Below are 22525 nucleotides of genomic sequence, written 5' to 3'. Positions count from 1 at the left end.
ATTGATCGGCCTCTTCCTCCACTGAAGACCGCTCCGGCGACCTTTCCCCCGTTCCCGGCTCTCGGGCGGGGTTCGGCCCCTCCGCGGGCGATGATGGGCGCATGAGCTTCCGATACGACTTCGCCGCCACTCCGTTCGGCGAGGCACTGGCCGTGTACTCGGACCAGGGCCTCGTGAGCTTCGAGCTCCCCGACGCCGCCGAGCTCGAGGCCCCCTGGCTCCTGGAGGGCGTCAGCCGCCGCCTGCAGCGACTTCCCGATCACGACCCGGGCGCGGCCGAGGAGCTGCAGGACCTCCTCGACGCGTACTTCGAGGGAGAGGCGGTCCGCTTCGACGAGGAGATCGCGCTCGACTGGCGGTTGGCCGAGGGCTTCGCGCTCGATGCCCTGCAGGCGATCTGCGAGATCCCCTGGGGCGAGACCGCCTCCTACAGCGAGGTCGCCGTGCACGCAGGCCGACCGCGCGCGGCGCGCGCGGTCGGCACCGCCTGCCGTCTCACGCCGTTCTCGATCGTCGTCCCGGTGCACCGCGTCGTCCGCGCGGACGGCAGCATCGGGCAGTACGGCGCGCACCCGGAGCGCAAGAGATACCTCGTCGACCTGGAGGCGGACGCCGCCCGGCGCCGGACTCCGTGAGGGACGCCGCGGCCCCGACGTGTAGGCCGTCGGGGCCGCGGCAAGGAGCTCCATGGCACGAGCGGCTAGTGGTCGACCGCCTTCTCCGCGCCGAATCCCGTGAGCGAGCGCACCTCCATCTCGGCGGCGAGACGCCGATCCTCGCCACGGTTGTCCCAGAGCGACCCGAGCCAGCCCAGCAGGAACCCGAGGGGGATCGAGATGATGCCCGGGTTGCTCAAGGGCCAGATCGCGAAGTCCGCGCCGGGGATCATCGATCCCTCGGTCCCGGAGACGACCGGCGAGAAGGCGATCAGGAGGATGGCCGAGCCCAGCCCGCCGTACATGCTCCACACCGCCCCGCGGGTCGTGAACTTCTTCCAGAACAGGGAGTAGAGGATGGTCGGCAGGTTCGCGGAGGCGGCGATCGCGAAGGCGAGCGCCACGAGGAAGGCGATGTTCTGCCCGTTCGCGGCGATGCCTCCGGCGATGGCGAGGATGCCGATCACGATCACGGTGCGGCGCGCGACCCGCACCTCGCCGTTCGGATCGGCTGCCCCCTCGCCGGCCGCATCGGCCTTGCTCCGCTTGACCACGTTCGCGTAGATGTCGTGTGCGAACGACGCGGCCGCCGTGATCGTCAGTCCTGCCACCACCGCGAGGATCGTCGCGAACGCCACAGCGGAGATGAACCCCATCAGGATGGGCCCGCCCAGGTGCAGGGCGAGCAGCGGCGCCGCGGAGTTCACCTTGCCCGGCGCGTTCACGATGGTCTCCGGCCCGACCAGCGCCCCCGCGCCGTATCCGAGCACCAGCGTGAGCAGGTAGAAGAGCCCGATGAGCCAGATCGCCCACACGACCGACCGGCGCGCCTCCTTCGCCGTCGGCACGGTGTAGAAGCGCATCAGCACGTGCGGAAGGCCGGCCGTCCCGAGCACCAACGCGAGCCCGAGGGAGATGAAGTCCCACGGGTTCGAGCCGTACTGGAGGCCGGGCCCGAGGATCGCATCCTTCGGATCCGACACCGAGGCGGCCACCGCGCCCTCCAGGAGGGTGTTGAGGCTGAAGCCGTGGAGGGCCAGAACCCAGATGGTCATCACGACCGCACCGGCGATGAGCAGAAACGCCTTCACGATCTGGACCCAGGTCGTGCCCTTCATCCCGCCGATGAGCACGTACACGATCATCAGCGCGCCGACCACGGCGATGATGAGGGACTGGACGAGCTTGTCGTCGATGCCGAGCAGGAGCGCGACGAGCCCTCCCGCTCCCGCCATCTGCGCCAGCAGGTAGAAGAAGCACACGGCCAGGGTCGTCACCGCGGCCGCCATCCGCACGGGCCTCTGCCGGAGACGGAACGACAGCACGTCCGCCATGGTGAACTTCCCCGTGTTGCGCATGAGCTCGGCGACGAGCAGCAGCGCGACGAGCCAGGCGACGAGGAATCCGATCGAGTAGAGGAATCCGTCATAGCCGTTGACCGCGATGGCCCCGCAGATCCCGAGGAACGACGCGGCGGAGAGGTAGTCCCCCGCGATCGCGAACCCGTTCTGCGGCCCGGTGAAGGAGCGCCCCGCGGCGTAGTAGTCGGCGGCCGTCTTGTTGTTCCGGCTGGCGCGGATCACGATGAACAGCGTGACGGCGACGAACGCCAGGAACACGGAGATGTTGAGGATCGGGTTGCTCTCGACCAGCGTCGCGCCGGTGGCCGCGGGAGCGCTCATGCGCCGGCCTCCGCCCGCTCGAGCGTCTCGCGCAGCGCCTCGGCCTGCGGATCGAGACGACGATTCGCGAAGGCGACGTATCCCATCGTGATCGCGAATGTGGTCACGAACTGGCCGAGCCCGAACAGCAGGCCGACCGTGATATCCCCCCACACGCGCTGACTCATGAAGTCGGTCGCGAACGCCGCGAGGAAGACGTAAAGGAAGTACCACAGCAGGAATGCGATCGCCATCGGGAAGATGAACGAGCGCTGACTGCGCCGCAGTCCCTGGAATGGCTCCGACTCCTGAACGGCGATGTAGTCGATCGGGCCGTCGGGGCGTTGTCTGGTCGTATCGGTCATGAGGCCTCCTTGCCGCATGTCTGTCCGAATCCGCCCGCGCACCCTTGCCCCGGGCGGTGATAGCCTCGACGCTACGAAAGGCGGGGCACAGCGGTCACCCCCGAAAGTCGGTAGTCGATGAGCATCCAGCAGACAGCGGAGTCCGAGGTCGCTCTCATCGCGAACGCGGTGCGGGAGCTCGCCCGACGCACCGGTTTCCCGGTGGCCTTCGGCGGACTGCTCGAAGACGGCGCCGTCAACGTCTCCTCGATCGTCGGCAACCGCACGCGGAGCCTGGAGGGCCTGCGCGTGCAGCCGCTGCGCGGGCTCGGCGGGCGCGCGATGATCGAGCTGCGCCCCCGCATGACGCACGACTACCGTTCCTCCCCGTTCATCACCCACGACTACGACGGGTACGTGCTGGGAGAAGGACTGCGCACGCTCTTGGCTGTTCCGGTCATCGTGGCCGGCCGCTCGCGCGGCGTGCTCTATGCCGGCGCCTGGGAGGAGAGCCCGGTCGGCGGGGTCACCACGGCCCCCGCCGTCCAGGTCGCGGAGTCCCTCGCTGGAGAGCTGCGCATCCGCGAGGAGGTGGAGCGCCGACTCCGTGGAGACCTGTCCGGGAGCGATCGGTCCGGCTTGACCGCTGCCGAGCGCGAGAGCCTGCGGGAGAGCTTCGGCGAGCTGAGGCAGATCGCCGCCGCGGTCGCCGACCCGGCCCTGCGCGACCGCATCAACGCGGTGGAGCGCCGGCTCATCGATCTGGCGGGTCTCGGCACGTCGCCGCCGACCTCCCCCGTCCCCGTGGTGCGCCTCTCCCCACGGGAGACCGATGTTCTCGCGGGCGCGGCGCTCGGCTCGACGAATGCGGAGATCGCCGCGTCCCTGGGACTGCGCGAGGCGACGGTGAAGGCCTATCTCGGCACGGCGATGGCGAAGCTGGACGCCTCGACCCGCCATGCCGCCGTGGCGCGTGCCCGACGTGCCGGCCTCCTACCCTGATCGGATTCCGGGAAATGCCTTCCGCACATTTCCCCGTTCCGGGGTGATGCTCATTTCCTGGAGTGCCGTCATGACCTCGGAAAACGACCGCGCGGCTCATTGCCTCGCCGAATGCGGAGCCTTAAAGTGTGCGTATGGCACGCAAAATCATCCACCAGCTGGTCGACGATATCGACGGCACCGTCCTGGACGTCGGAGAAGGCGAGACCGTGCATTTCTCCGTCGACGGGAATGCTTACGAGATCGATCTGACCTCCGCCCACGCCGATGAGCTGCGCGCAGCTCTTCAGCCCTATGTCGACGCCGCTCGCCGCGCTCAGCGCAGCACCGGCGCTCGCGCCTCTGGCCGGGGTGCGTCCGGGCGACGCCCGAGCCGCAACCCGGAGACCGCGGTGATCCGCGCCTGGGCGGCGGAGAACGGCTTCACGGTCTCGGAGCGCGGTCGCGTCCCGTCCGAGATCCTGGCGGCGTACGAAGCCGCTCACTGACCACGCCCGACGACGACCTCCTGCTCCGGCACGTAGACTGAGACGGCGCCTTCGTAGCTCAGTCGGATAGAGCAGCCCTCTCCTAAAGGGCAGGTCGCAGGTTCGAATCCTGTCGAGGGCACGTCACGAGAAGAGCGGGCCGCCCGAAGGGTGGCTCGCTCTTCTCGTGCCTAGGAACGTGCGGGACCGCACGATCGCCGAGGCTCGCGACGCCGCGGAGCGGCGACGGGAGGGCGATCGAGCTGCGAAGGCACGTCACGAGAAGAGCGGGCCGCCCGAAGGGTGGCTCGCTCTTCTCGTGCCTAGGAAGATGCGGGACCCCACGATCGCCGAGGCTCAGGCGGCGAGGCCGAGGTACGGCTCCCACTGGGGATCGCTGCGATCCGATCCGCGCACGGTCCACGCCGTCCCATGAGGCGGTCGTGGCGTGCACCGCAGCTCCCAGCCCATCTCCTGCGGAGTGCGGTCGCTCTTGACGTTGTTGCACCGCAGGCAGCACGCGACGAGGTTCTCCCACGAGTCGGCACCGCCGCGGGAGCGGGGCAGGATGTGGTCGATCGTGGCCGCGGGCTTGCCGCAGTATCCGCATCGATGCGCGTCTCGCCGCAGCACCCCGCGCCGGGTGACGGGGACGCGGCGTGCGTGCGGCAGGCGCACGTACCGGCTCAGGATGATCACGGCGGGACGATCGAAACGCGAGCGTGTGGTGAGGACGGGATCCTCCGGGACGATCTCCACGATCGAGGCCTTGTCGTTCATCACCAGGACGAGCGCGCGTCGGAAAGACACGATCGCGAGCGGCTCGTAACCGGCGTTCAGCACCAGAGTTCGCATCCTGCATCCCTTCGATTCCGCCGGGACGGCTTCCCGGCCTCTCGAGCGTGCGCAGGCGAAGACCCTCAGAACACGACGAAGGCGCTGTCCCTCACCGAGACAGCGCCTTTCTCACCGCGGCGGAACCGCGGGCGTCCTGCGGGAGATGCAGAAGGACCAGACGACCGAGCGCATCCGTGGTTCGGATGCTCGGTATTCGGTCCATCGGCTTTCCTCCGCCCTTGCGACGACGCGTTCAGGCTAACCCATACCCGCGTCACCGGGGCGAACGGAGGATGAACAGTCGATGCGTGTCGGCTCAGCCGGCGTTGGCCTCGAGCCAGCTCAGCGGGTCGACGAGCGAGCCGTTGATCTCGACCTCGAAGTGCAGGTGGGATCCGAAGGAGTTCCCCGTGTTGCCGACGTGGCCGATGAGCTGACCGGCGGTGACGGTCTGACCGGCCTCGACGACGCGGCCGCCGTAGACCATGTGCGCGTAGGTGGTCGACACCGAGCTGCCCCCGACGGCCCCGTCGATGACGACGGCGTTGCCGTATCCGTAGTAGCTGTCCTGTGCGACGCGCACCGTCCCGCTGGTGGCGGCGAAGATCGGCGTCCACTCCGGGGCCAGCATGTCCTGCCCCTGGTGACCTCGACCGGCGCCGAGTCCTTCGCCGACGGTGAAGGAACCCGGAGTCATCGACCAGCGCACCTCGCCGGAGCCGGGAGAGGTGAGACCGAGGTTCACGCCCGCGGGTGTTCCCCCGCCGCCGCCACCGCTGTTGCTCGCCTCGCGCGCCTTGCGCTCGGCTTCCTCGGCGGCGCGGAGAGCCGCGGCCTCCTCGGCCTTGCGCTTCTCGATCTCCTCCGGCGTCGTCGCGGTGAAGCCCTCGCGCCCGGCGGGGGCGTTGGTCGCCTCCGAAGCGACGACGAGCGACTGCGCGTTGTCGGCGGCGAGCTGGTGCATGGTCGTGGCGGCGCCGCTCTGGGCGCCGGATCCGGCGGCGAACGCCGGCAGGGCGATCGCCGTCACCAGGGCGCCGACCGCGCCGAAGATCGCGATCGAACGGACCGGACGGATCGCACGCTGGGGACTCTTGGCGGCCGTGGTCGCCGGTCGGGTACGGCGGGCGGGAGTCTGCTCGGTGTTCAGGTTGTCGGGCGTATCGATCTCTGCAGCCAAAGCTGTCCTCCAGGCCTCGCTGCGCGGAGCACGCATCGGCTCGTCGTCGTCGCTTCTCGGGGCACGTGTGAACTCGGGCACGATGTGCGTTCTTCTCCGTGGCGGCGACGAACCGATGAGGCTACCGTCACGGCGATCTCCGGCGGGCTTCTCGCCGGCGACGCAGTCGAGGTTACCGGAAGATAACGATTCTGTCACCCTGTCATCCTGGCAATCCGCCGGGGCTCGGTCACCGCGCGGACCCGGCACGGGGAGAGGCCGGAGACCGCGCCGGGCATCAGGCGACGAGGAAGATGTGGGAGGCCAGCTCCACCGGCAGCTCGAGACCGTCGGAGCTCCCGTCCATCTCGATGAGCACGTAGCCCTCGTTGTAGCGGAAGCCGCCCCGTGCGCCGGGGACGACGCCGGCAGAGCGGAGCTGATCCAGCAGCTCCGGATCCACCTGCGCCGGCTCGGCAAGGCGACGGACGACGCCCTGGACCGGACCGCCCGTCGTGTTCAGGTGCTCGACGAGTCCGACCACGCCCTCGTCGAAGGTGCGGGCGGGGTCGCCGCCCAGCTGGTCGAGTCCCGGGATGGGGTTGCCGTAGGGCGATTCGGTCGGATGCCCGAGCAGCTCCACGAGACGCCGCTCCACCTGCTCGCTCATCACGTGCTCCCAGCGGCATGCCTCGTCGTGCACGTAGGCCCAGTCCAGGCCGATGACGTCGGAGAGCAGGCGCTCGGCGAGACGGTGCTTGCGCATGACGTCGACCGCCTTGCGACGCCCGGGTTCGGTCAGCTCCAGCCGGCGGTCCTCGGACACGATGACCAGCCCGTCGCGCTCCATCCGACCCACCGTCTGGGACACCGTGGGGCCCGAGTGCCCGAGGCGCTCCGAGATGCGGGCGCGCAGGGGGACGATGTTCTCCTCCTCGAGTTCGAGGATGGTGCGGAGATACATCTCGGTCGTGTCGATCAGATCGGTCATCGATCCCCCTTGTCGCTCTTCTTAGGCAAGCCTACATTCTGTGACCGACACGGGCTCGCCGGCGCCGGTCGTCTCCGGCTGCAACACGGTCGGGGCGATGCCGGACACGCCCCTAGAATCAACGCATGGCGATCGAGATCCCGCGTGAACTCCTGCCCGTCGACGGCCGATTCGGCTGCGGCCCCTCGAAGGTGCGCCCGGCGCAGATCGAGGCCCTCGCCGCCGCCGGCGCGAGCCTTCTGGGCACGTCCCATCGGCAGGCGCCGGTGAAGGGCCTGGTCCGCAGTGTCCGCGAGCAGCTGTCGGCGCTGCTGCGGCTGCCGGACGGATACGAGATCATCGTGGGCAACGGCGGCTCCACCGCCTTCTGGGACGCGGCCGCCTTCGGTCTGATCGAGAACCGCGCGCAGAACCTCGTCTTCGGTGAGTTCGGCGGAAAGTTCGCCAAGGCCGCCGCCGCCCCGTGGCTGCAGGCGCCCGATGTCCGCCAGGCGGAGCCGGGGACGCGCACCGTACCCGAGATCGTCGACGGCGTCGACCTCTACGCATGGCCGCACAACGAGACCTCCACCGGCGTCGCCGCGCCCGTCCGCCGCGTCGCGGCCGAGGGCGCCCTCACCGTGATCGACGCCACGAGCGCCGCAGGCGGGATCGAGGTGGACCTCGCCGAGACCGACGTCTACTACTTCGCCCCGCAGAAGAATCTGGGATCCGACGGCGGGCTCTGGTTCGCGGCCGTCTCCCCGGCCGCCATCGACCGGATCGAGCGGATCGCGGCGTCGGGACGCTACATCCCCGAGTTCCTGAGCCTCAAGAACGCGTTGGACAACTCGCGGCTGGAGCAGACCCTCAACACGCCCGCGCTCGCGACGCTGCACCTGCTGGACTCCCAGCTGCAGTGGATCAACGGCAACGGCGGCCTGACCTGGGCCGCAGCGCGCACGGCGGAGTCCTCGGGCGAGCTGTACGCGTGGGCCGAGGCCTCGCCGGTCGCGACGCCCTTCGTCCGTGCCGCCGAGGACCGCTCCCCCGTCGTCGTCACGATCGACTTCGCCGACGAGGTGGACGCCGCGGCGCTGGCGAAGACGCTCCGCGCCAACGGGATCGTGGACACCGAGCCGTATCGCAAGCTGGGGCGCAACCAGCTGCGGATCGCCACCTTCGTGTCGATCGAGCCGGATGACGTGCGCCAGCTCATCCGCTCGATCGATCACGTGCTCGCGCACTCCTGAGCGCCGTTCCGCTCTGCAACGAGTGAGGCCCCGCGTCCCGATCGGGACGCGGGGCCTCGCTCGTGCGGACCGCCTACTCCTCCTCGGAGTCCCCCGCTTCGTCGCCCTGACGACCCTCGTCGTCCTCGGATTCCTCGTCGTCTTCGGAGTCCTCGTCGTCGGCGGACTCGTCGAGCTCGTCGATGTCGACGCCGTCGACGTCGCCCGCGTGCAGACGCGGCGCCACCGCCTCCTCGTCCGAGTCGTCGTCGAACTCTTCCTCGTCGTCGGACTCCTCGTCGGTGTCCTCGTCGTCGAGGGCCTCGTCGTCGTCGAGATCCGCGTCCTCGTCCTCATCGTCTCCCTGCGCCGCCGCCTGCTCTGCCAGCTCGGCCTGGTGCGCGCGGTACTCCGCGAGACGCTCGGCCCACGGCACCCAGTCCGGCGCGATCAGCGCACCGTCGCCGGGAAGCAGCTCGACCTCGAGGACGGTCGGCTCGGCGTCGTCCACGCGCGCGACGGTGACCGTCCAGTACCACCCGGGGTATCCGGCCAGGCGGTTCTCGAACGTGAGAGAGACGGACCCGTCGGCCTCCACCTGGTGGCCGGCGGGAGGGCCGACCGTGGATGCCGGCGTGATCTCGTGCAGCGCGGCGAGGGCGAGATCCCTCGCATCGAGCAGGCGCTGGTCCGCCTCAGGCGTCGAGGTCATCGGCGACCTTGCGCAGGACGGCCGCGATCTTGCGGCCGTGGGAGGAGGAGGGGTAACGGCCGCGACGCAGGTCGCCGCCGATGCCGTCGAGGAGCTTCACCAGATCCTCGACGATGATCGCCATGTCGTCCGCGGACTTCCGCTTCGCCTTGGCGAGGCTCACCGGAGCCTCGAGCACGCGCACCGACAGCGCCTGAGGACCGCGCTTGCCGTCGGCGAGACCGAACTCGACGCGGGATCCGGCCTTGATGGTGGCGCCGGCGGGGAGGGCCGTGGCGTGCAGGAAGACGTCCTGGCCGTCATCCGTGGAGATGAAGCCGAACCCCTTCTCGTCGTCGTAGAACCTGACCTTGCCGGTGGGCATGGGAGAACCTCGCTGATCGGTGGGACCGGATCGGCGGATCCGGCGTATGGGCGCGCGGACGGGACCCGTCCGCGCTCTCCAGCCTACCGGTCTCGGAGCGGGTAGGCTGAGACGGATGAGCACTTCCCCGCGCGCCGACGACGTCCCGGTCCGCGCCCTCGACCGCTTCCTCGCGTTCACCGCCCTGGGACTCGCCGCGGCCTCGATCCTGTGCTTCTTCGCGATCATCTTCGGCACCGCGTTCGGGATGTCGCAGGCCGACTTCGGCGGCGGGGTCTGGCCGGTCGTCGCCGCGATCCCGCTGTGGGGCCTGCCGATCGCGCTGCTGATGATCATCGCCCTGCTCGTGATGAACTTCGTGCGCAGAGGACGCGCGGCGCGGCGCTCCTGACGCCGCTGCCCGGCTCGACGATGAGCAGTCACGCACGCCCGCTCGCCGAAGCGCTCGCCGCCCGGTCCGACGACGAGGTGGCGGAGCTGTTCGCCCGCCGGGAGGTGCGGCCCGACGCGCCGTGGGAGGACTTCTTCGACGCCGCGGAGGCGCTGCTCGAGACCGCGTCGATCACACGGCTGCTGCCCCGCCTCTCCGCCGAGGAGGCGTACGCCCTCGTCGAGGCCGCCGCAGGGCGGGACGCAGGCGCCGCCCGCGCCGGCCTCGAGGCGGCCGGGCTGCTGCGCGCCGACGGATCGCCGTTCCCGTCCGTCTCGGCCGCCCTCGGGGAGCGAGCGGCGCCGCGCGTCCCCGCCGCGGGCGACGCCCCCGCGGAAGCGGACGCACCGGCCTCGGCTGGCGCCGCGGAGCGCGCGTTCACGACGACGGCGGTCCTCGCCGACCTCCTGGTGCTGGCGCAGGAGTCGCCGTTCGGTCTTCTCGCCGGCGGACAGGTCGGTGCGATCGAGAAGCGCCGTGCCGTGGATCATGGTCTGCCGGACGATTCCGCGCTGCTGGACGACCTCTTCGCCCTCGGCACCGCCGCGGGCCTGCTGCGTCCCGTGGATCGACAGCTGCGCATGACGACGCGCGGCGAGCAGTGGCTCGCCCTGACCGGTCCGGAGAGATGGGCGGCCCTCGCCGAGGGCCTCCGGTCCTCGCTCCCCCGGCCGCTGCGAACGGACGACGGCGGGTGGGCGGCCTACGATCAGTGGCCCCTGGCGCACCCCTGGGACCCGTCGTGGGATCAGACCGCCACCGATCTGCTCCGCCGGGCCGCCCTCCTCGGACTCCACGTCTCCGGGGCCGAGACGCCGTGGGGCACCTCTCTGCGACGAGGGCGACCGGCCGACCGGGACGCCCTCAGCGCCCATCTCCCGGCCGAGGTGGACCGCATCTTCCTGCAGAACGATCTGACGGCCATCGCGCCCGGTCCGCTCCTTCCCGCGCTCGACCTGCGCCTTCGCACCTTCGCCGTGCGCGAGTCCGCGGCGCAGGCCTCTTCGTATCGCTTCACCGCGGATGCCGTGGCCGCGGCCCTGGCGTCGGGCGAGACCGAGGAGGGCGTCCTCGGGTTCCTCGAATCGCTCTCCCTCACCGGCGTCCCCCAACCGCTCCGGTACCTCATCTCGCAGGCGGCCCAGCGCCACGGTCTGATCCGCGTCGGCTCCCATCCGGAGTCGGGACGGACGCTCGTCACCAGCTCCGACCCCCACCTCCTGGAGGCCATCGCCGTGGACCAGGCGCTGCGTCCGCTGGGCCTGGTCGCGGAGGACGGGGCCCTTCTCACCCGCGTCGGGCGAGAAGCCGTCTTCTGGGCGCTGATCGACGAGCACTATCCTGCGAGCCTCATCGGACCGGACGGGCGGGACGAGCGCGCGTCGCGTCCCGGCACGGTGGAGCCCGCTTCGGAGGCGGAGGAGCCGCGCGCCCGCTACGCCGGGCTTCTGGCCCGCCTCCGCGCCGCCCAGGGGCCGGACGCGGACGCGGCGTGGCTCGACCGGGAGCTGGAGCACGCCGTCCGCCACCGGGAGGTGCTCGCCGTCGAGGTCGCGATGCCCGACGGCACCACCCGCGAGCTCGTCCTGGAGGTCACGGGTCTCGGCGGAGGACGCCTGCGCGGCCGGGACCGCGCCGCGGATGTGGAACGCACCCTTCCCGTGCGCAGCATCCGCTCCACCCGCGTCGTCGAGTCCGGGACCGCCTGACCCGCCGACCCCGACGCACCGCCGCCCATGCACGGGCGCCGGGTAGACTGGACGGCTATGTCCGATGGCCCCCTGATCGTCCAGAGCGACCGCACCGTCCTGCTCGAGGTCGCCCACGCCGATGCCGAGAGCGCGCGGCACGAGCTGGCGATCTTCGCCGAGCTGGAGCGCGCGCCCGAGCACATCCACACCTATCGGATCACCCGGCTCGGGCTGTGGAACGCGCGCGCCGCGGGCCACAGCGCCGACGACATGCTGGAGACGCTCGATCGCTGGTCGCGGTTCCCCGTTCCCCCCTCGGTCGCAGTCGACCTGCGCGAGACCGTGGACCGTTACGGGCGGCTGGTGATCGAGCGCGACGAGGAGGGCACGCTGATCCTGCGCTCCACCGATCCGGCCGTGCTCACGCAGGTGGCGCACAACAAGCGGATCCAGCCGCTGCTGATCGGACACCCGGCTCCCGACACGTACGTCGTCGACGCCTGGGCGCGCGGGCAGATCAAGCAGGAGCTGCTGAAGATCGGCTGGCCCGCCGAGGACCTCGCCGGGTACACCCCCGGCACGCCGCATGAGATCGCACTCGCCGAGGACGGCTGGGAGATGCGCCCGTACCAGCGCCAGGCCGTCGACGCGTACGAGAAGGACGGATCCGGCGTGATCGTGCTCCCCTGCGGCGCGGGGAAGACCATCGTCGGCGCTGGCGCGATGGCCGCGACCAAGACGACGACCCTGATCCTGGTGACCAACGCCGTGTCCGCCCGGCAGTGGCGCGACGAGCTGCTCAAGCGCACCTCCCTCACGGCGGAGGAGATCGGCGAGTACTCCGGGCAGGTCAAGGAGGTCAAGCCGGTGACCATCGCGACCTACCAGATCCTCACGGCGAAACGGAAGGGCCAGTACGCGCACCTCTCCCTCCTGGACGAGATGGACTGGGGCCTGATCGTGTACGACGAGGTGCATCTGCTCCCGGCCCCCGTGTTCAAGCTGACCGCGGACCTCCAGGCCCGCCGCCGGATCGGCCTGACGGCGACGCTCGTGCGTGAGGACGGCCGCGAGGGCGACGTGTTCAGCCTCATCGGCCCCAAGCGCTTCGACGCGCCGTGGAAGCAGATCGAGGCGCAGGGGTTCATCTCCCCCGCCGCCTGCTATGAGGTCCGCGTGGACCTCCCGCCCGGGGACCGGCTGGAGTACGCGGCGGCGACCGACGACGAGCGCTACCGGCTCGCCGCCTCGGCGCCGGCGAAGATCACGGCCGTCCGAGAGCTCATCGCCAAGCACCCCGGCGAGCGCATCCTCGTCATCGGCCAGTACCTCGACCAGCTGGACACGCTCTCCGACGCCCTCGGCGCTCCGCAGATCACCGGGGCCACCCCCGTGGACGAGCGCGAGGAGCTGTACCGCCGGTTCCGCGAGGGCGAGATCGAGCTCCTCGTCGTCTCGAAGGTCGCGAACTTCTCGATCGACCTTCCCGAGGCGTCCGTGGCGATCCAGGTCTCCGGCTCCTTCGGGTCCCGCCAGGAGGAGGCGCAGCGTCTGGGCCGCCTCCTGCGCCCCAAGCAGTCCGGGCACACGGCGAGCTTCTACACGCTCATCGCCCGTGACACGGTGGATCAGGACTACGCCCAGAACCGCCAGCGCTTCCTCGCCGAGCAGGGCTACAGTTACACGATCCTCGACGCCGACGAGCTCGCCGCCGCCTGACAGCGTTCCGGGCGCGAGCCCACGCGCCCGGTGCGCTGCCGCGCGCGCTCTCAGCGCGCGAGTTCAGGCGAACACGCGAGAACAGGCACGCGCAGCGCCTCTCTGCCTGATCCCGCGCGTCTGCCTGATTCCACACGCACACTCCCACGCGCCCGGTGCCGTGCCTCACGCGCGCTCTCAGCGCGCGAGCTCAGGCGAACACGCGAGAACAGGCACGCGCAGCGCCTCTCTGCCTGATCCCGCGCGTCTGCCTGATTCCACGCGCGGCCGCCGGGAGGGAAGGGACTCAGGCGTCGCTCGCGCCGGGGCTGCGCCCGCAGCGCCAGCACGGGCTGACGCGGTCATCGAGCAGGGCCCCGCACTCGGGGCAGACCTGGGCCAGCCAGCAGGCCGCGTCGCCACCGTGGTCCGCCGCGTCCTCCTCGAATCCCGTGCCCCGATCCGCGTCCATGCCGCCACGGTACTCCGCGCACGACGCGAACGGGCACCGCGTCCGACGGCCCACGGCACGGGGCCTCCGACGGCACACGGCATGGGGTGTCCGACACCGCCGGGAACACGTCTCCCAGCGAATCCAGGACATGCATGGCCGCGATCACCATAATGGGGGCATGACTGAAGCGCGCATCCTGGTCGTCGACGACGAGCCGAACATCCGCGACCTGCTGTCCACGGGCCTGAGCTTCGCCGGGTTCTCCGTGAAGACGGTCGCCAACGGCGCCGCCACCATCTCCGCCGTCCTGGAGGAGGAGCCGGATCTGATCATCCTGGACGTCATGCTTCCGGACATGAACGGGTTCAGCGTCACCAAGCGTCTGCGCGGCGCGGGGTTCACCGCCCCGATCCTCTTCCTCACCGCCAAGGACGAGACCGAGGACAAGATCGAGGGGCTCAACGCCGGCGGGGACGACTACGTCACCAAGCCGTTCAGCCTGGACGAGATCGTCGCTCGCGCACAGGCGATCCTCCGCCGCACGATGCAGGCGGACGAGGAGTCGATGATCCGCGCCGGCGAGCTCTCGATGGACCAGGACACGCACGACGTCATGGTCGGATCGACGTCGATCGAGCTCAGCCCCACCGAGTTCAAGCTGCTGCGCTATCTCATGCTCAACCCGAACCGTGTGCTGTCCAAGGCGCAGATCCTCGACCACGTCTGGGAATACGACTTCAACGGCGATGCGGGGATCGTGGAGAGCTACATCTCCTATCTCCGGCGCAAGATCGATCCGCACACCACGGAGCCGGTGATCCAGACCAAGCGCGGTTTCGGCTACATGCTGAAGGTCGGCAAGTCGGCCTGAGATGTCCCACAAGACCGACGCGGTCACCCGATGGTGGCGGCGCATCAGCCTGCGCGCCAAGGTCACCGGGGTCACCGTGGCGGTCCTCGCCCTGGGACTCATCGTCACCGGGATCGGCACGATGCCGATCCTGCGCTCGTCCCTGATCGGGAACGTCGAGTCGCAGCTGCCCGCGCTGGTGTCCACCGACGTCGCCAGCCGGTACTTCACGATCGCCGCGGACGGCGAGGGCGGGCTGGTCGCGACGGCCAAGCCGGATGCGCTGCGGCTGTCCAGCTACTTCGTGGCCATCTATGACGCCGCGGGGAACCTCAAGGGCATCGCGGGCGGCTCCCCCGGTGACGTCCCGCCGGATTTCGACCCGAACTACACCGTCGCCGAGGCCCATGCCGACGCCGACGCGGTCCTCGTGCTGCACGGCGCACAGGGCACAGAGTTCCGGGCCAGCGCCGCGGTGCGTCCGATCCCCGGGGCGAGCGCGACCTACACACAGGTCGTCGCGCTGTCGCTGCACGAGACCGACGAGATCATCACCACCTATCTCGGGGTGTTCACCACGATCGCGCTGCTGACGATCCTCGTCGCCGCGCTGACGACCCGCGGCCTCGTCACCCTCACCTTCCGCCGGCTGGGTCAGGTCGAGTCGACCGCCATGGCGATCGCGGCGGGCGACTTCAGTCAGCGCATGACGGATCTCGAGCCCACGACCGAGGTGGGCCGGCTCAACACCGCGATCAACACGATGCTCGATCGGCTGGACGCCTCCATCGCCCAGCGCGACCGCACGGTGAGCCACATGCGTCGCTTCATCGGCGATGCCAGCCACGAGCTGCGCACCCCGCTGGTGAGCGTGCGCGGCTATGCCGAGCTGTACCGCATGGGCGCGATCTCGGGCGAGGAGGACACCGCCCGCGCCATGGAGCGGATCGAGAAGGAGGCGCTGCGGATGGGCGTGCTCGTCGAGGACCTGCTGGCCCTCGCGCGCCTCGACGAGCAGCGCGAGCTGACGATCGAACCGCTGGATCTGCGGCCCCTCGCCCAGGACGCGGCCCTGGACCTGCGCGCCGCGGCGCCGCGGCGGCCGGTGACGGTCGTCGACACGACCGCGGAGACCACGACCCCGACTCCGACGAGCACCCCGAACCACCGCCCGCATCTCCCGCACCGACCGCGGACCGAGGAGACGCCGACGACCCGTCCGGTCGGCACCCGGGGCCGCGTGCCGATCTCGCTCTCGCGCCTGCGCCGGAAGGCCCGCGAGACGCCGCCGATGCCGCAGATCGACTTCTCCGAGGCGGTCGTGGCGCCGGTGTCCACTCCGCCGATCGTGCTCGGCGAGGAGAACAAGGTCCGCCAGGTGATCGCGAACCTCCTCGGCAACGCTCGGCGCTTCTCCGCTGACGACGCCCCGATCGAGATCGTGGTGGGCGCCGATCGCCACAAGGGCGTCGGCTGGTTCTCGATCGTCGACCACGGCGAGGGCGTCCCCGAACCGATCCGCGAGCAGATCTTCCAGCGCTTCTGGCGGGCCGACAGCTCCCGCGCCCGGGAGACGGGCGGATCCGGGCTCGGTCTGGCCATCGTGGCCTCGATCGTCCAAGCGCTGCAGGGCTCCGTGAACGTCACCGAGACCGACGGGGGCGGGGCGACCTTCACCGTGGAGCTCCCGCTCGCCCCGTCCCGCGCGACGCCCGAGCACCTCCTGCAGGACACCCAGCCCATCGAGCCCCTCGACCTCTGACCCGATCCCGCGGCTCCTCCTGCACCGCCCGGGCCGCCTCTGTCTCCTCCACGGATCGTGGGAGACGCGGTCGGAGCCGGAGCCGCGGTCCGTAGCGTCGAAGCGTCCGCAGACGCCTCTTCGAAGGGAAACGCCCATGTCCGTCATCACCGTCAACACCGACGACGTCTTCTCGGTCACCAACTCCATGCGCGCCGCCGTGGAGCGGCTCCAGCAGGAGACGGTCACGCTGCGAGGACACTTCACGATGCTGCAGAACACCTGGACCGGTGGGGCCTCCGCGGCGTTCCAGTCCGCGAACGAGCAGTGGCAGGCCGCGCAGAGCCAGGTGGAGCAGGCGCTGGCCGCGATCACCCAGGCCCTGGATCAGGCGGGGCAGCAGTACGTGCAGGCCGAGCAGTACTCGGCGGCGCTGTTCCGCTGATCCGGCACCGCTCACCCCGAAACGAAGAGGACCCCCGGCGAGACGCCGGGGGTCCTCTTCGTCAGAGCGGGATCAGAAGTCCATGCCGCCCGTCGGGTCGGCCGGAGCAGCCGCAGCCTTCTCCGGCTTGTCCGCCACGACGGCCTCCGTCGTGAGGAACAGACCCGCGATCGACGCGGCGTTCTGCAGCGCCGAACGGGTCACCTTGGCCGGGTCGATGATGCCCTGGCCGAACATGTCACCGTACTCGCCGGTGGCCGCGTTCAGTCCCTGGCCCGCGGGGAGCTCCGAGACCTTCGCCGCGACGACACCCGGCTCGAGGCCGGCGTTGAGGGCGATCTGCTTCAGTGGGGCCTCGATCGCGACGCGCACGATGTTCGCACCGGTCGCCTCGTCGCCCGAGAGCTCGAGGGCGGCCAGCGCCTTGGTGCCGGACTGGATGAGGGCCACGCCACCACCGGGGACGATGCCCTCCTCGACGGCCGCCTTGGCGTTGCGCACGGCGTCCTCGATGCGGTGCTTGCGCTCCTTGAGCTCGACCTCGGTCGCCGCACCCGCCTTGATGACGGCCACGCCGCCGGCGAGCTTGGCGAGGCGCTCCTGCAGCTTCTCGCGGTCGTAGTCGCTGTCGGTGTTCTCGATCTCACGACGGATCTGGGTCACGCGACCGGCGATCTGGTCGGCGTCGCCGGCCCCCTCGACGATCGTGGTCTCGTCCTTGGTGACGATGACCTTGCGCGCGCGGCCGAGCAGGTCGAGCGTGGTGTTCTCGAGCTTGAGACCGACCTCCTCGGTGATGACCGTGCCGCCCGTGAGGATCGCGATGTCCTGCAGCTGGGCCTTGCGGCGGTCGCCGAAGCCGGGGGCCTTGACGGCGACCGACTTGAAGATGCCGCGGATCTTGTTCAGCACCAGGGTCGCGAGCGCCTCGCCCTCGACGTCCTCGGCGATGATGACGAGCTCCTTGCCGTCCTGGATCACCTTGTCGACGACCGGAAGAAGGTCCTTGATGTTGGAGATCTTCTGGTTCGCGATGAGGATGTACGGGTCCTCGAAGACGGCCTCCTGGCGGTCCGGGTCCGTGACGAAGTAGGGGTTCAGGTAACCCTTGTCGAAGCGCATGCCCTCGGTGAGCTCGAGCTCGGTGCCGAAGGTCTGTGACTCCTCGACGGTGACGACGCCCTCCTTGCCCACCTTGTCGATGGCCTCGGCGATGAGCGCGCCGATCTCCGTGTCGGCCGCCGAGATGGAGGCGGTCGCGGCGATCTGCTCCTTGGACTCGATCTCCTTGGCGTTCTCGAGCAGCTCGGCGGTGATCGCGGCGACGGCCTTCTCGATGCCCTTCTTCAGGCTGATCGGGTCGGCGCCGGCGGCGACGTTGCGCAGGCCCTCGCGGACGAGCGCCTGGGCGAGGACGGTCGCGGTGGTGGTTCCGTCACCCGCGACGTCGTCGGTCTTCTTGGCGACCTCCTTGACGAGCTCCGCACCGATCTTCTCGTACGGGTCGTCGAGCTCGATCTCCTTGGCGATCGACACGCCGTCGTTCGTGATCGTGGGGGCGCCCCACTTCTTCTCGAGCACGACGTTGCGGCCGCGCGGGCCGAGCGTCACCTTGACCGCGTCGGCCAGGATGTTCAGGCCGCGCTCGAGGCCACGGCGGGCCTCCTCATCGAAAGCGATGATCTTTGCCATGAGTAGTGTCGTCCCTCCTGGACGTAGGCGTTGGGTTTAGCACTCAGCGAGAGCGAGTGCTAATGCCATTCTGGCACTCGCCCCCATCGAGTGCAAGCCGCCCCCGGCGCTACTCCGCCGTCGCGTCTGCGCTGGCGTCCGCCTCGGCCTCGGCGGTCGTATCCGCCGTGCTGTCCGCGGTCCCCTCCGCCGTGGTGTCGGCGGAAGCGTCCTCGGCCGGCGGCTGCTCCTCGGCCGGCGGCTGCTCCTCGGAGGGCGCGTCCGCCGGCACCCGGTCGAGACCGATCACCACCGTCAGCTGCTTCTGGCCCTCGACCACGTCGTCGGCGTACACGTCGCTCTGCAGGACCTGCGCCCCGCCGATCAGACCGGCCAGCGCCTCGGCCGCGGCCTGGTCCTCCGGGTTCTGGAAGTACACGGTCGTCTGCGGGAAGTCGGTGGCGTCCGCGTTGCTGGCGATCACCGCCGTCTCCGGGTAGCCGGCGCTCACGATCGAATCGCGCACCGTGGCGGCCAGGTTGTCCACGGTGGTCGCGTTGAGCACGAGCACCGCATAGGAGGTGTCGAGCGTCGGCGCCGAGGTCTCGGGGCTGGACGGCGCGACGCTCACGGTCGGCTCGGGACCGAAGGAGATCTTGCCCATGACGACCATGGCGCCGAACACACCGGCGACGATCAGGACCAACGCCGCGACGATCGACCACAGCAGCACGACCCAGCCGTTCATGCCCGGGTTCTCGGCCCGGTGCGCACCGACGCGGCCGTGCGTGCGGGGGACGTCGTCGAAGCGGTCGCGATCGGGTGTGGGCACCCCTCGATGTTAGCGGTACGCCTGTGCGCCCCCTGAGCGTGCCGCCGCCCGCTCCGGGGGATACGCCGTCAGCGCGCGACGCCGGACAGGCGGGAGGCGCGCCGCTGCTCGGCCTCGTCCCGCATCCGCCGGAGACGCCGCACGAGCAGGGGATCGTGCTCAAGCGCCGGCGCCGTGTCGATCAGCCGGTCCAGGAGCAGGTAGTACCGAGCGGGCGGCAGATCCAGCTCGACGCGGATCGCCTCCTCCTTGGCCCCGCTGTGCCGCGGCCAGCGCGCCTCGAAGGCGAGGAGGCCGCGATCGCGGTCGGACAGCTGCTCGGTCATCCCGCTCAGCGTACGTCCGCGTGACCGGCGACCCCGGCAGGCGCTCCGCGATCCCTGCATCCGGCACGGCACCGCGACCCCGGGGGCGGCGGAAGAGACGAGAATGGAGGGGCAACCGCACTCCGGGAGGAACCTCATGGACTATCGCGTGAACAAGACCGACGACGAGTGGCGCTCGGAGCTCGGCGCCGATCGGTACGCCGTGCTCCGCGAGGCGGCGACCGAACGTCCGTGGACGGGCGAGCTGCTCGACGAGCATCGGGCCGGCCTCTACACCTGCGGGGCCTGCGGCGCGGAACTGTTCCGCAGCGGCACCAAGTTCGACTCGGGCTGCGGCTGGCCGAGCTTCTACGAGTCGATCCGCCCCGAGGCGGTCGACCTGATCGAGGACACCAGCCTCGGCATGGTGCGCACGGAGGTGCGGTGCGCCGCGTGCGGCTCGCACCTGGGACACGTCTTCCCCGACGGCTTCGGCACCCCCACGGGAGACCGCTACTGCATGAACTCGGTCGCCCTGTCGTTCCAGCCCGAGTCGGACGCCGGCGAGACCGCACCGTGAGCGCGCGCGACGCCGCGCTCGCCCGACAGTCCTGGTCGAAGGTCACCGATGACGCGCCCTCGCCGGCGGCGCTCGCGGAGCTCGTCGCCGCCGCGGGCCGCGTCGCCGACCACTCCTCGCTGCGCCCGTGGCGGCTGATCGTCCTGCGCGGCGACGACCGGCACGCGCTGGGCGCGGCGATCGCCCGCGCGCAGGGCGCGGACGAGCCCTCGACGAAGCCGCTGCGGGCTCCGCTCCTCATCGCCGTGGTGGCGAGCTATCGCGCCAGCGAGAAGGTCCCTCGGTGGGAGCAGGAGGCCGTCGCCTCCGGCGTCGCCCATCTGCTGAGCCTCCTCCTGGACGAGGCCGGCTGGGGCGTGATCTGGCGGACCGGCGGGTACACGCGCTCGCCGGACGTCGCCGCCGTCCACGGGCTGGGCCCGGACGAGGCGCTGCTCGGCTGGCTCTACGTCGGCGGCAAGCCGGAGCGTTCTGCCGGAAGGCGCAAGACGCTCGACCCCGCCCTCGTGCTGTCAGACCTCCCGGGTCCTTCCGCGACGGGCGAGGACGTCGCCTCGGAACACCCCGGGTCGCCGCAGCGCCCTTCCTCGAAGAAGGCGAAGAAAGAACCGAAGAAGGCGGAGAAGAAGGATCCGACAGCGCGCCGGGCCGCGCGGATCCGCAAGGCGGAGAAGAAGGTCGCGAAGCTGCGCAAGGCGGAGCGGCGTCTGGAGCGCCTGCGCCGCGAGGCTGCCGCCGGCGCTGACGCGCACTAGCGGGAAGCCCCGCCGGACCGGCGCCGGCGCCACGGCACCGCCACGACCACGGAGCACGCGGCGACGACGATCATGAGGACGGTCTGCCAGGCGGCGGGTCCGGCAGCGGGGGGCCACAGGAAGTCGATCGCGATCGAGGTCGCGAGCTGGCCGAGGACCGCACCGAGTCCCATGAGCAGGACGCCCGTCCGGGCGACGACGACGACCCCCAGCAGGATGTAGGCGAAGCCGAGCAGCCCGCCGAGGTACAGCCAGGGCTCGGCCGGCAGGGCGTTCGGCGGCCCGCCCGCCAGGATACTGAGCCCGGCGGCCGCGGCGAGGACGAGGGTCCCGCCGAGGAAGCTCGTCAGCGTCGCCGTGATCGGCGAGGAGACCCGCTGGCCGAGACGCCCGTTGGCCGCCGCCTGGAACGCGATGCCCACGCCCGTGGCGAAGGGCAGCACGAGCATCCACAGCGGCGCCCGCGACAGGACGTCGCCGCCCAGGGAGATTCCCACCGCGACGAGGGCGAGCAGCCCGCCGAGCACGCGTCCCGGCGTGACCGCGACCACCCCGGCGGGGCCGATGCCGATCCGGTCGAGGACCAGGCCGTGCAGAGTCTGCCCGGCGACCACCCCGACGGTGAACAGGGCGACGCCGAGGACGCCCGCCACCAGGCCCTGGGTCGACACGGTCAGCGCCCCGCAGACGCCGCCGAGGAGCATCCACGGCGGGATCGTCCTGCCCCGGACGCCGCGCCACAGCCGCGCGACGCCTGCGCGGCCGGACGGCAGGAGCGGGACGACGAGCAGGAGCACGATCAGACCGACGGAGAAGGACACGAAGCCGGCGACGATCCCGTCGCCGAGCCGGACGCCCAGGACGCCGTTCACCCTCGCCTGAACCGCGGTCATCGCGCCGATCGCGACGGCGCCGCCGACGGCGAGCGCGGTTCCCGCGCGACCCGTCCGTTCCCTCACCCGACGACCCTACCGGAGGCCCGGGCACCGCCCCGCGTCGGTGTCGGCGGGCGGCAGTACGCTGTCCGCATGTGCGCGAGCTATGGCCTCGATCCCCGTTTCAGCGACGCCCAGCTGTTGGAGGAGGCGGACGACGAACTGCTGGAGGGGATCCGCGCGTGGGCGGCGCAGAACGCCGGAGAGACGCTGCGACCCACGGGCAAGAACATGCGCAACCTCAATCCCCTGGTGGTGCAGCGCGACGACGCGCCGGCGCTGGAGCTCGCCTGGTGGGGCTTCCTCATCGACGGTGCCCCGTCCCGGTTCCCGTCGATCAACACCCGGTCCGAGCGGCTGCAGGAGCGTCCGGGCGGCCTGCGCACCCGGGCGATCGTGCCCGCCACGCGGTGGTTCGAGATGCAGAAGCCGAACCGGGTGTGGCACGAGTTCCGCCTCGGCGAGCCGACGCTGTTCGGCATGGCCGCCGTCGCCCAGCGGGGCCGGATCGGCGACGACTGGTTCACCTGCTACTCGATCGTCATGCAGCCCGCGCCGGAACGACTGTCCGGCATCCACGACCGGATGCCGGTCCTCGTGCCACCGTCGTTCGCGAGCGAATGGCTGACCGCGCCGGCGACCCGCGAGGTCATGGACGAGGCGCTTCTCGCCTCGTCCGAGGCGACCCGGTGGATCGAGGCCGCGTCCCTGTCCAGCGCCCCCTGACGCCGCGT

24 protein-coding genes, 1 tRNA gene and 1 pseudogene are annotated in these 22525 nt (G+C 70.8%); 14 read left to right on the top strand and 12 right to left on the bottom strand.

The window, feature by feature from the left end; genetic code table 11:
- Nucleotides 1-101: 101 nt before the first annotated feature.
- Nucleotides 102-635: a methylated-DNA--[protein]-cysteine S-methyltransferase gene (locus tag V6R91_RS13220; protein ID WP_336395699.1), complete on the top strand. Its 534-nt coding sequence runs from the start codon at nt 102-104 to the stop codon at nt 633-635.
- 65 nt (nt 636-700) lie between these two features.
- On the opposite strand, the gene V6R91_RS13215 is transcribed toward V6R91_RS13220, so the two are convergent.
- Nucleotides 701-2338: a solute symporter family protein gene (locus tag V6R91_RS13215; RefSeq protein WP_336395698.1), complete on the bottom strand. Its 1638-nt coding sequence runs from the start codon at nt 2336-2338 to the stop codon at nt 701-703.
- Entirely contained in the window at nt 2335-2682 is a 348-nt protein-coding gene (locus tag V6R91_RS13210; protein ID WP_271063042.1) for a DUF485 domain-containing protein, read from the bottom strand. Before V6R91_RS13210 ends, V6R91_RS13215 begins: the two co-directional genes overlap by 4 nt.
- A 117-nt stretch (nt 2683-2799) precedes the next feature.
- On the opposite strand from V6R91_RS13210, the gene V6R91_RS13205 reads away from it, so the two are divergent.
- The 3 genes from V6R91_RS13205 (at nt 2800) to V6R91_RS13195 (ending at nt 4272) form a co-directional block, all read left to right on the top strand.
- The gene (locus tag V6R91_RS13205; protein WP_271063041.1) at nt 2800-3663 is read left to right on the top strand and encodes a LuxR C-terminal-related transcriptional regulator; all 864 of its coding nucleotides are present in this window, start codon (nt 2800-2802) and stop codon (nt 3661-3663) included.
- 134 nt (nt 3664-3797) lie between these two features.
- The gene (locus V6R91_RS13200) at nt 3798-4151 is read left to right on the top strand and encodes a histone-like nucleoid-structuring protein Lsr2 (RefSeq protein WP_219084882.1); all 354 of its coding nucleotides are present in this window, start codon (nt 3798-3800) and stop codon (nt 4149-4151) included.
- Between the two features lie 47 nt (nt 4152-4198).
- Nucleotides 4199-4272, top strand: a tRNA-Arg gene (locus tag V6R91_RS13195).
- A gap of 215 nt (nt 4273-4487) precedes the next feature.
- On the opposite strand, the gene V6R91_RS13190 is transcribed toward V6R91_RS13195, so the two are convergent.
- The 3 genes from V6R91_RS13190 to V6R91_RS13180 all read right to left on the bottom strand — a co-directional run bounded on the left by V6R91_RS13190 (nt 4488) and on the right by V6R91_RS13180 (nt 7117).
- Nucleotides 4488-4985: an HNH endonuclease gene (locus V6R91_RS13190; protein ID WP_271063100.1), complete on the bottom strand. Its 498-nt coding sequence runs from the start codon at nt 4983-4985 to the stop codon at nt 4488-4490.
- Between the two features lie 298 nt (nt 4986-5283).
- Nucleotides 5284-6147 carry a M23 family metallopeptidase gene (locus V6R91_RS13185; protein WP_336395697.1) on the bottom strand — a complete coding sequence of 288 codons (864 nt, stop codon included), beginning with the start codon at nt 6145-6147 and terminating at the stop codon, nt 5284-5286.
- 277 nt (nt 6148-6424) lie between these two features.
- Nucleotides 6425-7117 carry a metal-dependent transcriptional regulator gene (locus V6R91_RS13180; RefSeq protein WP_336395696.1) on the bottom strand — a complete coding sequence of 231 codons (693 nt, stop codon included), beginning with the start codon at nt 7115-7117 and terminating at the stop codon, nt 6425-6427.
- 125 nt (nt 7118-7242) lie between these two features.
- Between V6R91_RS13180 and serC the strand changes: the two genes are divergently transcribed.
- Nucleotides 7243-8349 (top strand): phosphoserine transaminase, encoded by a 1107-nt coding sequence (gene serC / locus V6R91_RS13175; RefSeq protein ID WP_336395695.1) that lies wholly within the window; start codon nt 7243-7245, stop codon nt 8347-8349.
- 73 nt (nt 8350-8422) lie between these two features.
- Here serC and V6R91_RS13170 read toward each other — a convergent pair whose 3' ends face one another.
- Together V6R91_RS13170 and V6R91_RS13165 are read right to left on the bottom strand one after the other, a co-directional pair.
- Nucleotides 8423-9040, bottom strand: coding sequence for a DUF3027 domain-containing protein (locus V6R91_RS13170; RefSeq protein ID WP_336395694.1), 618 nt, complete (start codon nt 9038-9040; stop codon nt 8423-8425).
- On the bottom strand, nt 9024-9404 hold the full coding sequence (locus V6R91_RS13165) for a cold-shock protein (RefSeq protein WP_067248523.1): 381 nt from the start codon (nt 9402-9404) through the stop codon (nt 9024-9026). Before V6R91_RS13165 ends, V6R91_RS13170 begins: the two co-directional genes overlap by 17 nt.
- A 115-nt stretch (nt 9405-9519) precedes the next feature.
- On the opposite strand from V6R91_RS13165, the gene V6R91_RS13160 reads away from it, so the two are divergent.
- From V6R91_RS13160 to V6R91_RS13150, 3 genes are read left to right on the top strand one after another with little or no spacing between them, the layout of a single operon-like run.
- Nucleotides 9520-9795 carry a hypothetical protein gene (locus tag V6R91_RS13160; RefSeq protein ID WP_271062466.1) on the top strand — a complete coding sequence of 92 codons (276 nt, stop codon included), beginning with the start codon at nt 9520-9522 and terminating at the stop codon, nt 9793-9795.
- Nucleotides 9796-9815: 20 nt separating this feature from the next.
- Nucleotides 9816-11543 carry a helicase-associated domain-containing protein gene (locus V6R91_RS13155; RefSeq protein ID WP_336395693.1) on the top strand — a complete coding sequence of 576 codons (1728 nt, stop codon included), beginning with the start codon at nt 9816-9818 and terminating at the stop codon, nt 11541-11543.
- Between the two features lie 57 nt (nt 11544-11600).
- The gene (locus tag V6R91_RS13150; RefSeq protein ID WP_336395692.1) at nt 11601-13244 is read left to right on the top strand and encodes a DNA repair helicase XPB; all 1644 of its coding nucleotides are present in this window, start codon (nt 11601-11603) and stop codon (nt 13242-13244) included.
- 286 nt (nt 13245-13530) lie between these two features.
- On the opposite strand, the gene V6R91_RS13145 is transcribed toward V6R91_RS13150, so the two are convergent.
- On the bottom strand, nt 13531-13695 hold the full coding sequence (locus V6R91_RS13145) for a hypothetical protein (protein ID WP_336395691.1): 165 nt from the start codon (nt 13693-13695) through the stop codon (nt 13531-13533).
- Between the two features lie 160 nt (nt 13696-13855).
- On the opposite strand from V6R91_RS13145, the gene V6R91_RS13140 reads away from it, so the two are divergent.
- The 3 genes from V6R91_RS13140 (at nt 13856) to V6R91_RS13130 (ending at nt 16713) form a co-directional block, all read left to right on the top strand.
- Nucleotides 13856-14548: a response regulator transcription factor gene (locus tag V6R91_RS13140; RefSeq protein WP_067249947.1), complete on the top strand. Its 693-nt coding sequence runs from the start codon at nt 13856-13858 to the stop codon at nt 14546-14548.
- Nucleotide 14549: 1 nt separating this feature from the next.
- The gene (locus V6R91_RS13135; RefSeq protein ID WP_067249950.1) at nt 14550-16289 is read left to right on the top strand and encodes a sensor histidine kinase; all 1740 of its coding nucleotides are present in this window, start codon (nt 14550-14552) and stop codon (nt 16287-16289) included.
- A 136-nt stretch (nt 16290-16425) separates the two neighbouring features.
- A complete protein-coding gene (locus V6R91_RS13130) occupies nt 16426-16713 on the top strand; it encodes a WXG100 family type VII secretion target (RefSeq protein WP_067249954.1) in 288 nt (95 codons plus the stop codon).
- A 72-nt stretch (nt 16714-16785) separates the two neighbouring features.
- On the opposite strand, the gene groL is transcribed toward V6R91_RS13130, so the two are convergent.
- From groL to V6R91_RS13115, 3 genes are all read right to left on the bottom strand, one after another.
- On the bottom strand, nt 16786-18405 hold the full coding sequence (gene groL, locus V6R91_RS13125; RefSeq protein ID WP_067249957.1) for a chaperonin GroEL: 1620 nt from the start codon (nt 18403-18405) through the stop codon (nt 16786-16788).
- A 109-nt stretch (nt 18406-18514) separates the two neighbouring features.
- A complete protein-coding gene (locus V6R91_RS13120) occupies nt 18515-19216 on the bottom strand; it encodes a LytR C-terminal domain-containing protein (RefSeq protein WP_336395690.1) in 702 nt (233 codons plus the stop codon).
- Nucleotides 19217-19284: 68 nt separating this feature from the next.
- Nucleotides 19285-19542: a DUF3263 domain-containing protein gene (locus V6R91_RS13115; RefSeq protein WP_271062261.1), complete on the bottom strand. Its 258-nt coding sequence runs from the start codon at nt 19540-19542 to the stop codon at nt 19285-19287.
- A 136-nt stretch (nt 19543-19678) separates the two neighbouring features.
- On the opposite strand from V6R91_RS13115, the gene msrB reads away from it, so the two are divergent.
- Together msrB and V6R91_RS13105 are read left to right on the top strand one after the other, a co-directional pair.
- The gene (gene msrB, locus V6R91_RS13110; RefSeq protein WP_336395689.1) at nt 19679-20101 is read left to right on the top strand and encodes a peptide-methionine (R)-S-oxide reductase MsrB; all 423 of its coding nucleotides are present in this window, start codon (nt 19679-19681) and stop codon (nt 20099-20101) included.
- Nucleotides 20098-20625 (top strand): annotated as a pseudogene (locus V6R91_RS13105) (nitroreductase family protein); the annotation flags it as partial. The gene msrB and the pseudogene V6R91_RS13105, both read left to right, overlap by 4 nt.
- A 227-nt stretch (nt 20626-20852) precedes the next feature.
- Here V6R91_RS13105 and V6R91_RS13100 read toward each other — a convergent pair.
- Nucleotides 20853-21815, bottom strand: a complete 963-nt coding sequence (locus V6R91_RS13100) for a DMT family transporter (RefSeq protein ID WP_308288607.1) — start codon at nt 21813-21815, stop codon at nt 20853-20855.
- Between the two features lie 69 nt (nt 21816-21884).
- On the opposite strand from V6R91_RS13100, the gene V6R91_RS13095 reads away from it, so the two are divergent.
- On the top strand, nt 21885-22517 hold the full coding sequence (locus tag V6R91_RS13095) for an SOS response-associated peptidase family protein (protein WP_336395688.1): 633 nt from the start codon (nt 21885-21887) through the stop codon (nt 22515-22517).
- The last annotated feature ends 8 nt before the right edge of the window (nt 22518-22525 follow it).

The sequence above is a fragment of the Microbacterium sp. CCNWLW41 genome, from assembly GCF_037083505.1.
This window is presented reverse-complemented; position numbering and strand designations above follow the sequence as displayed.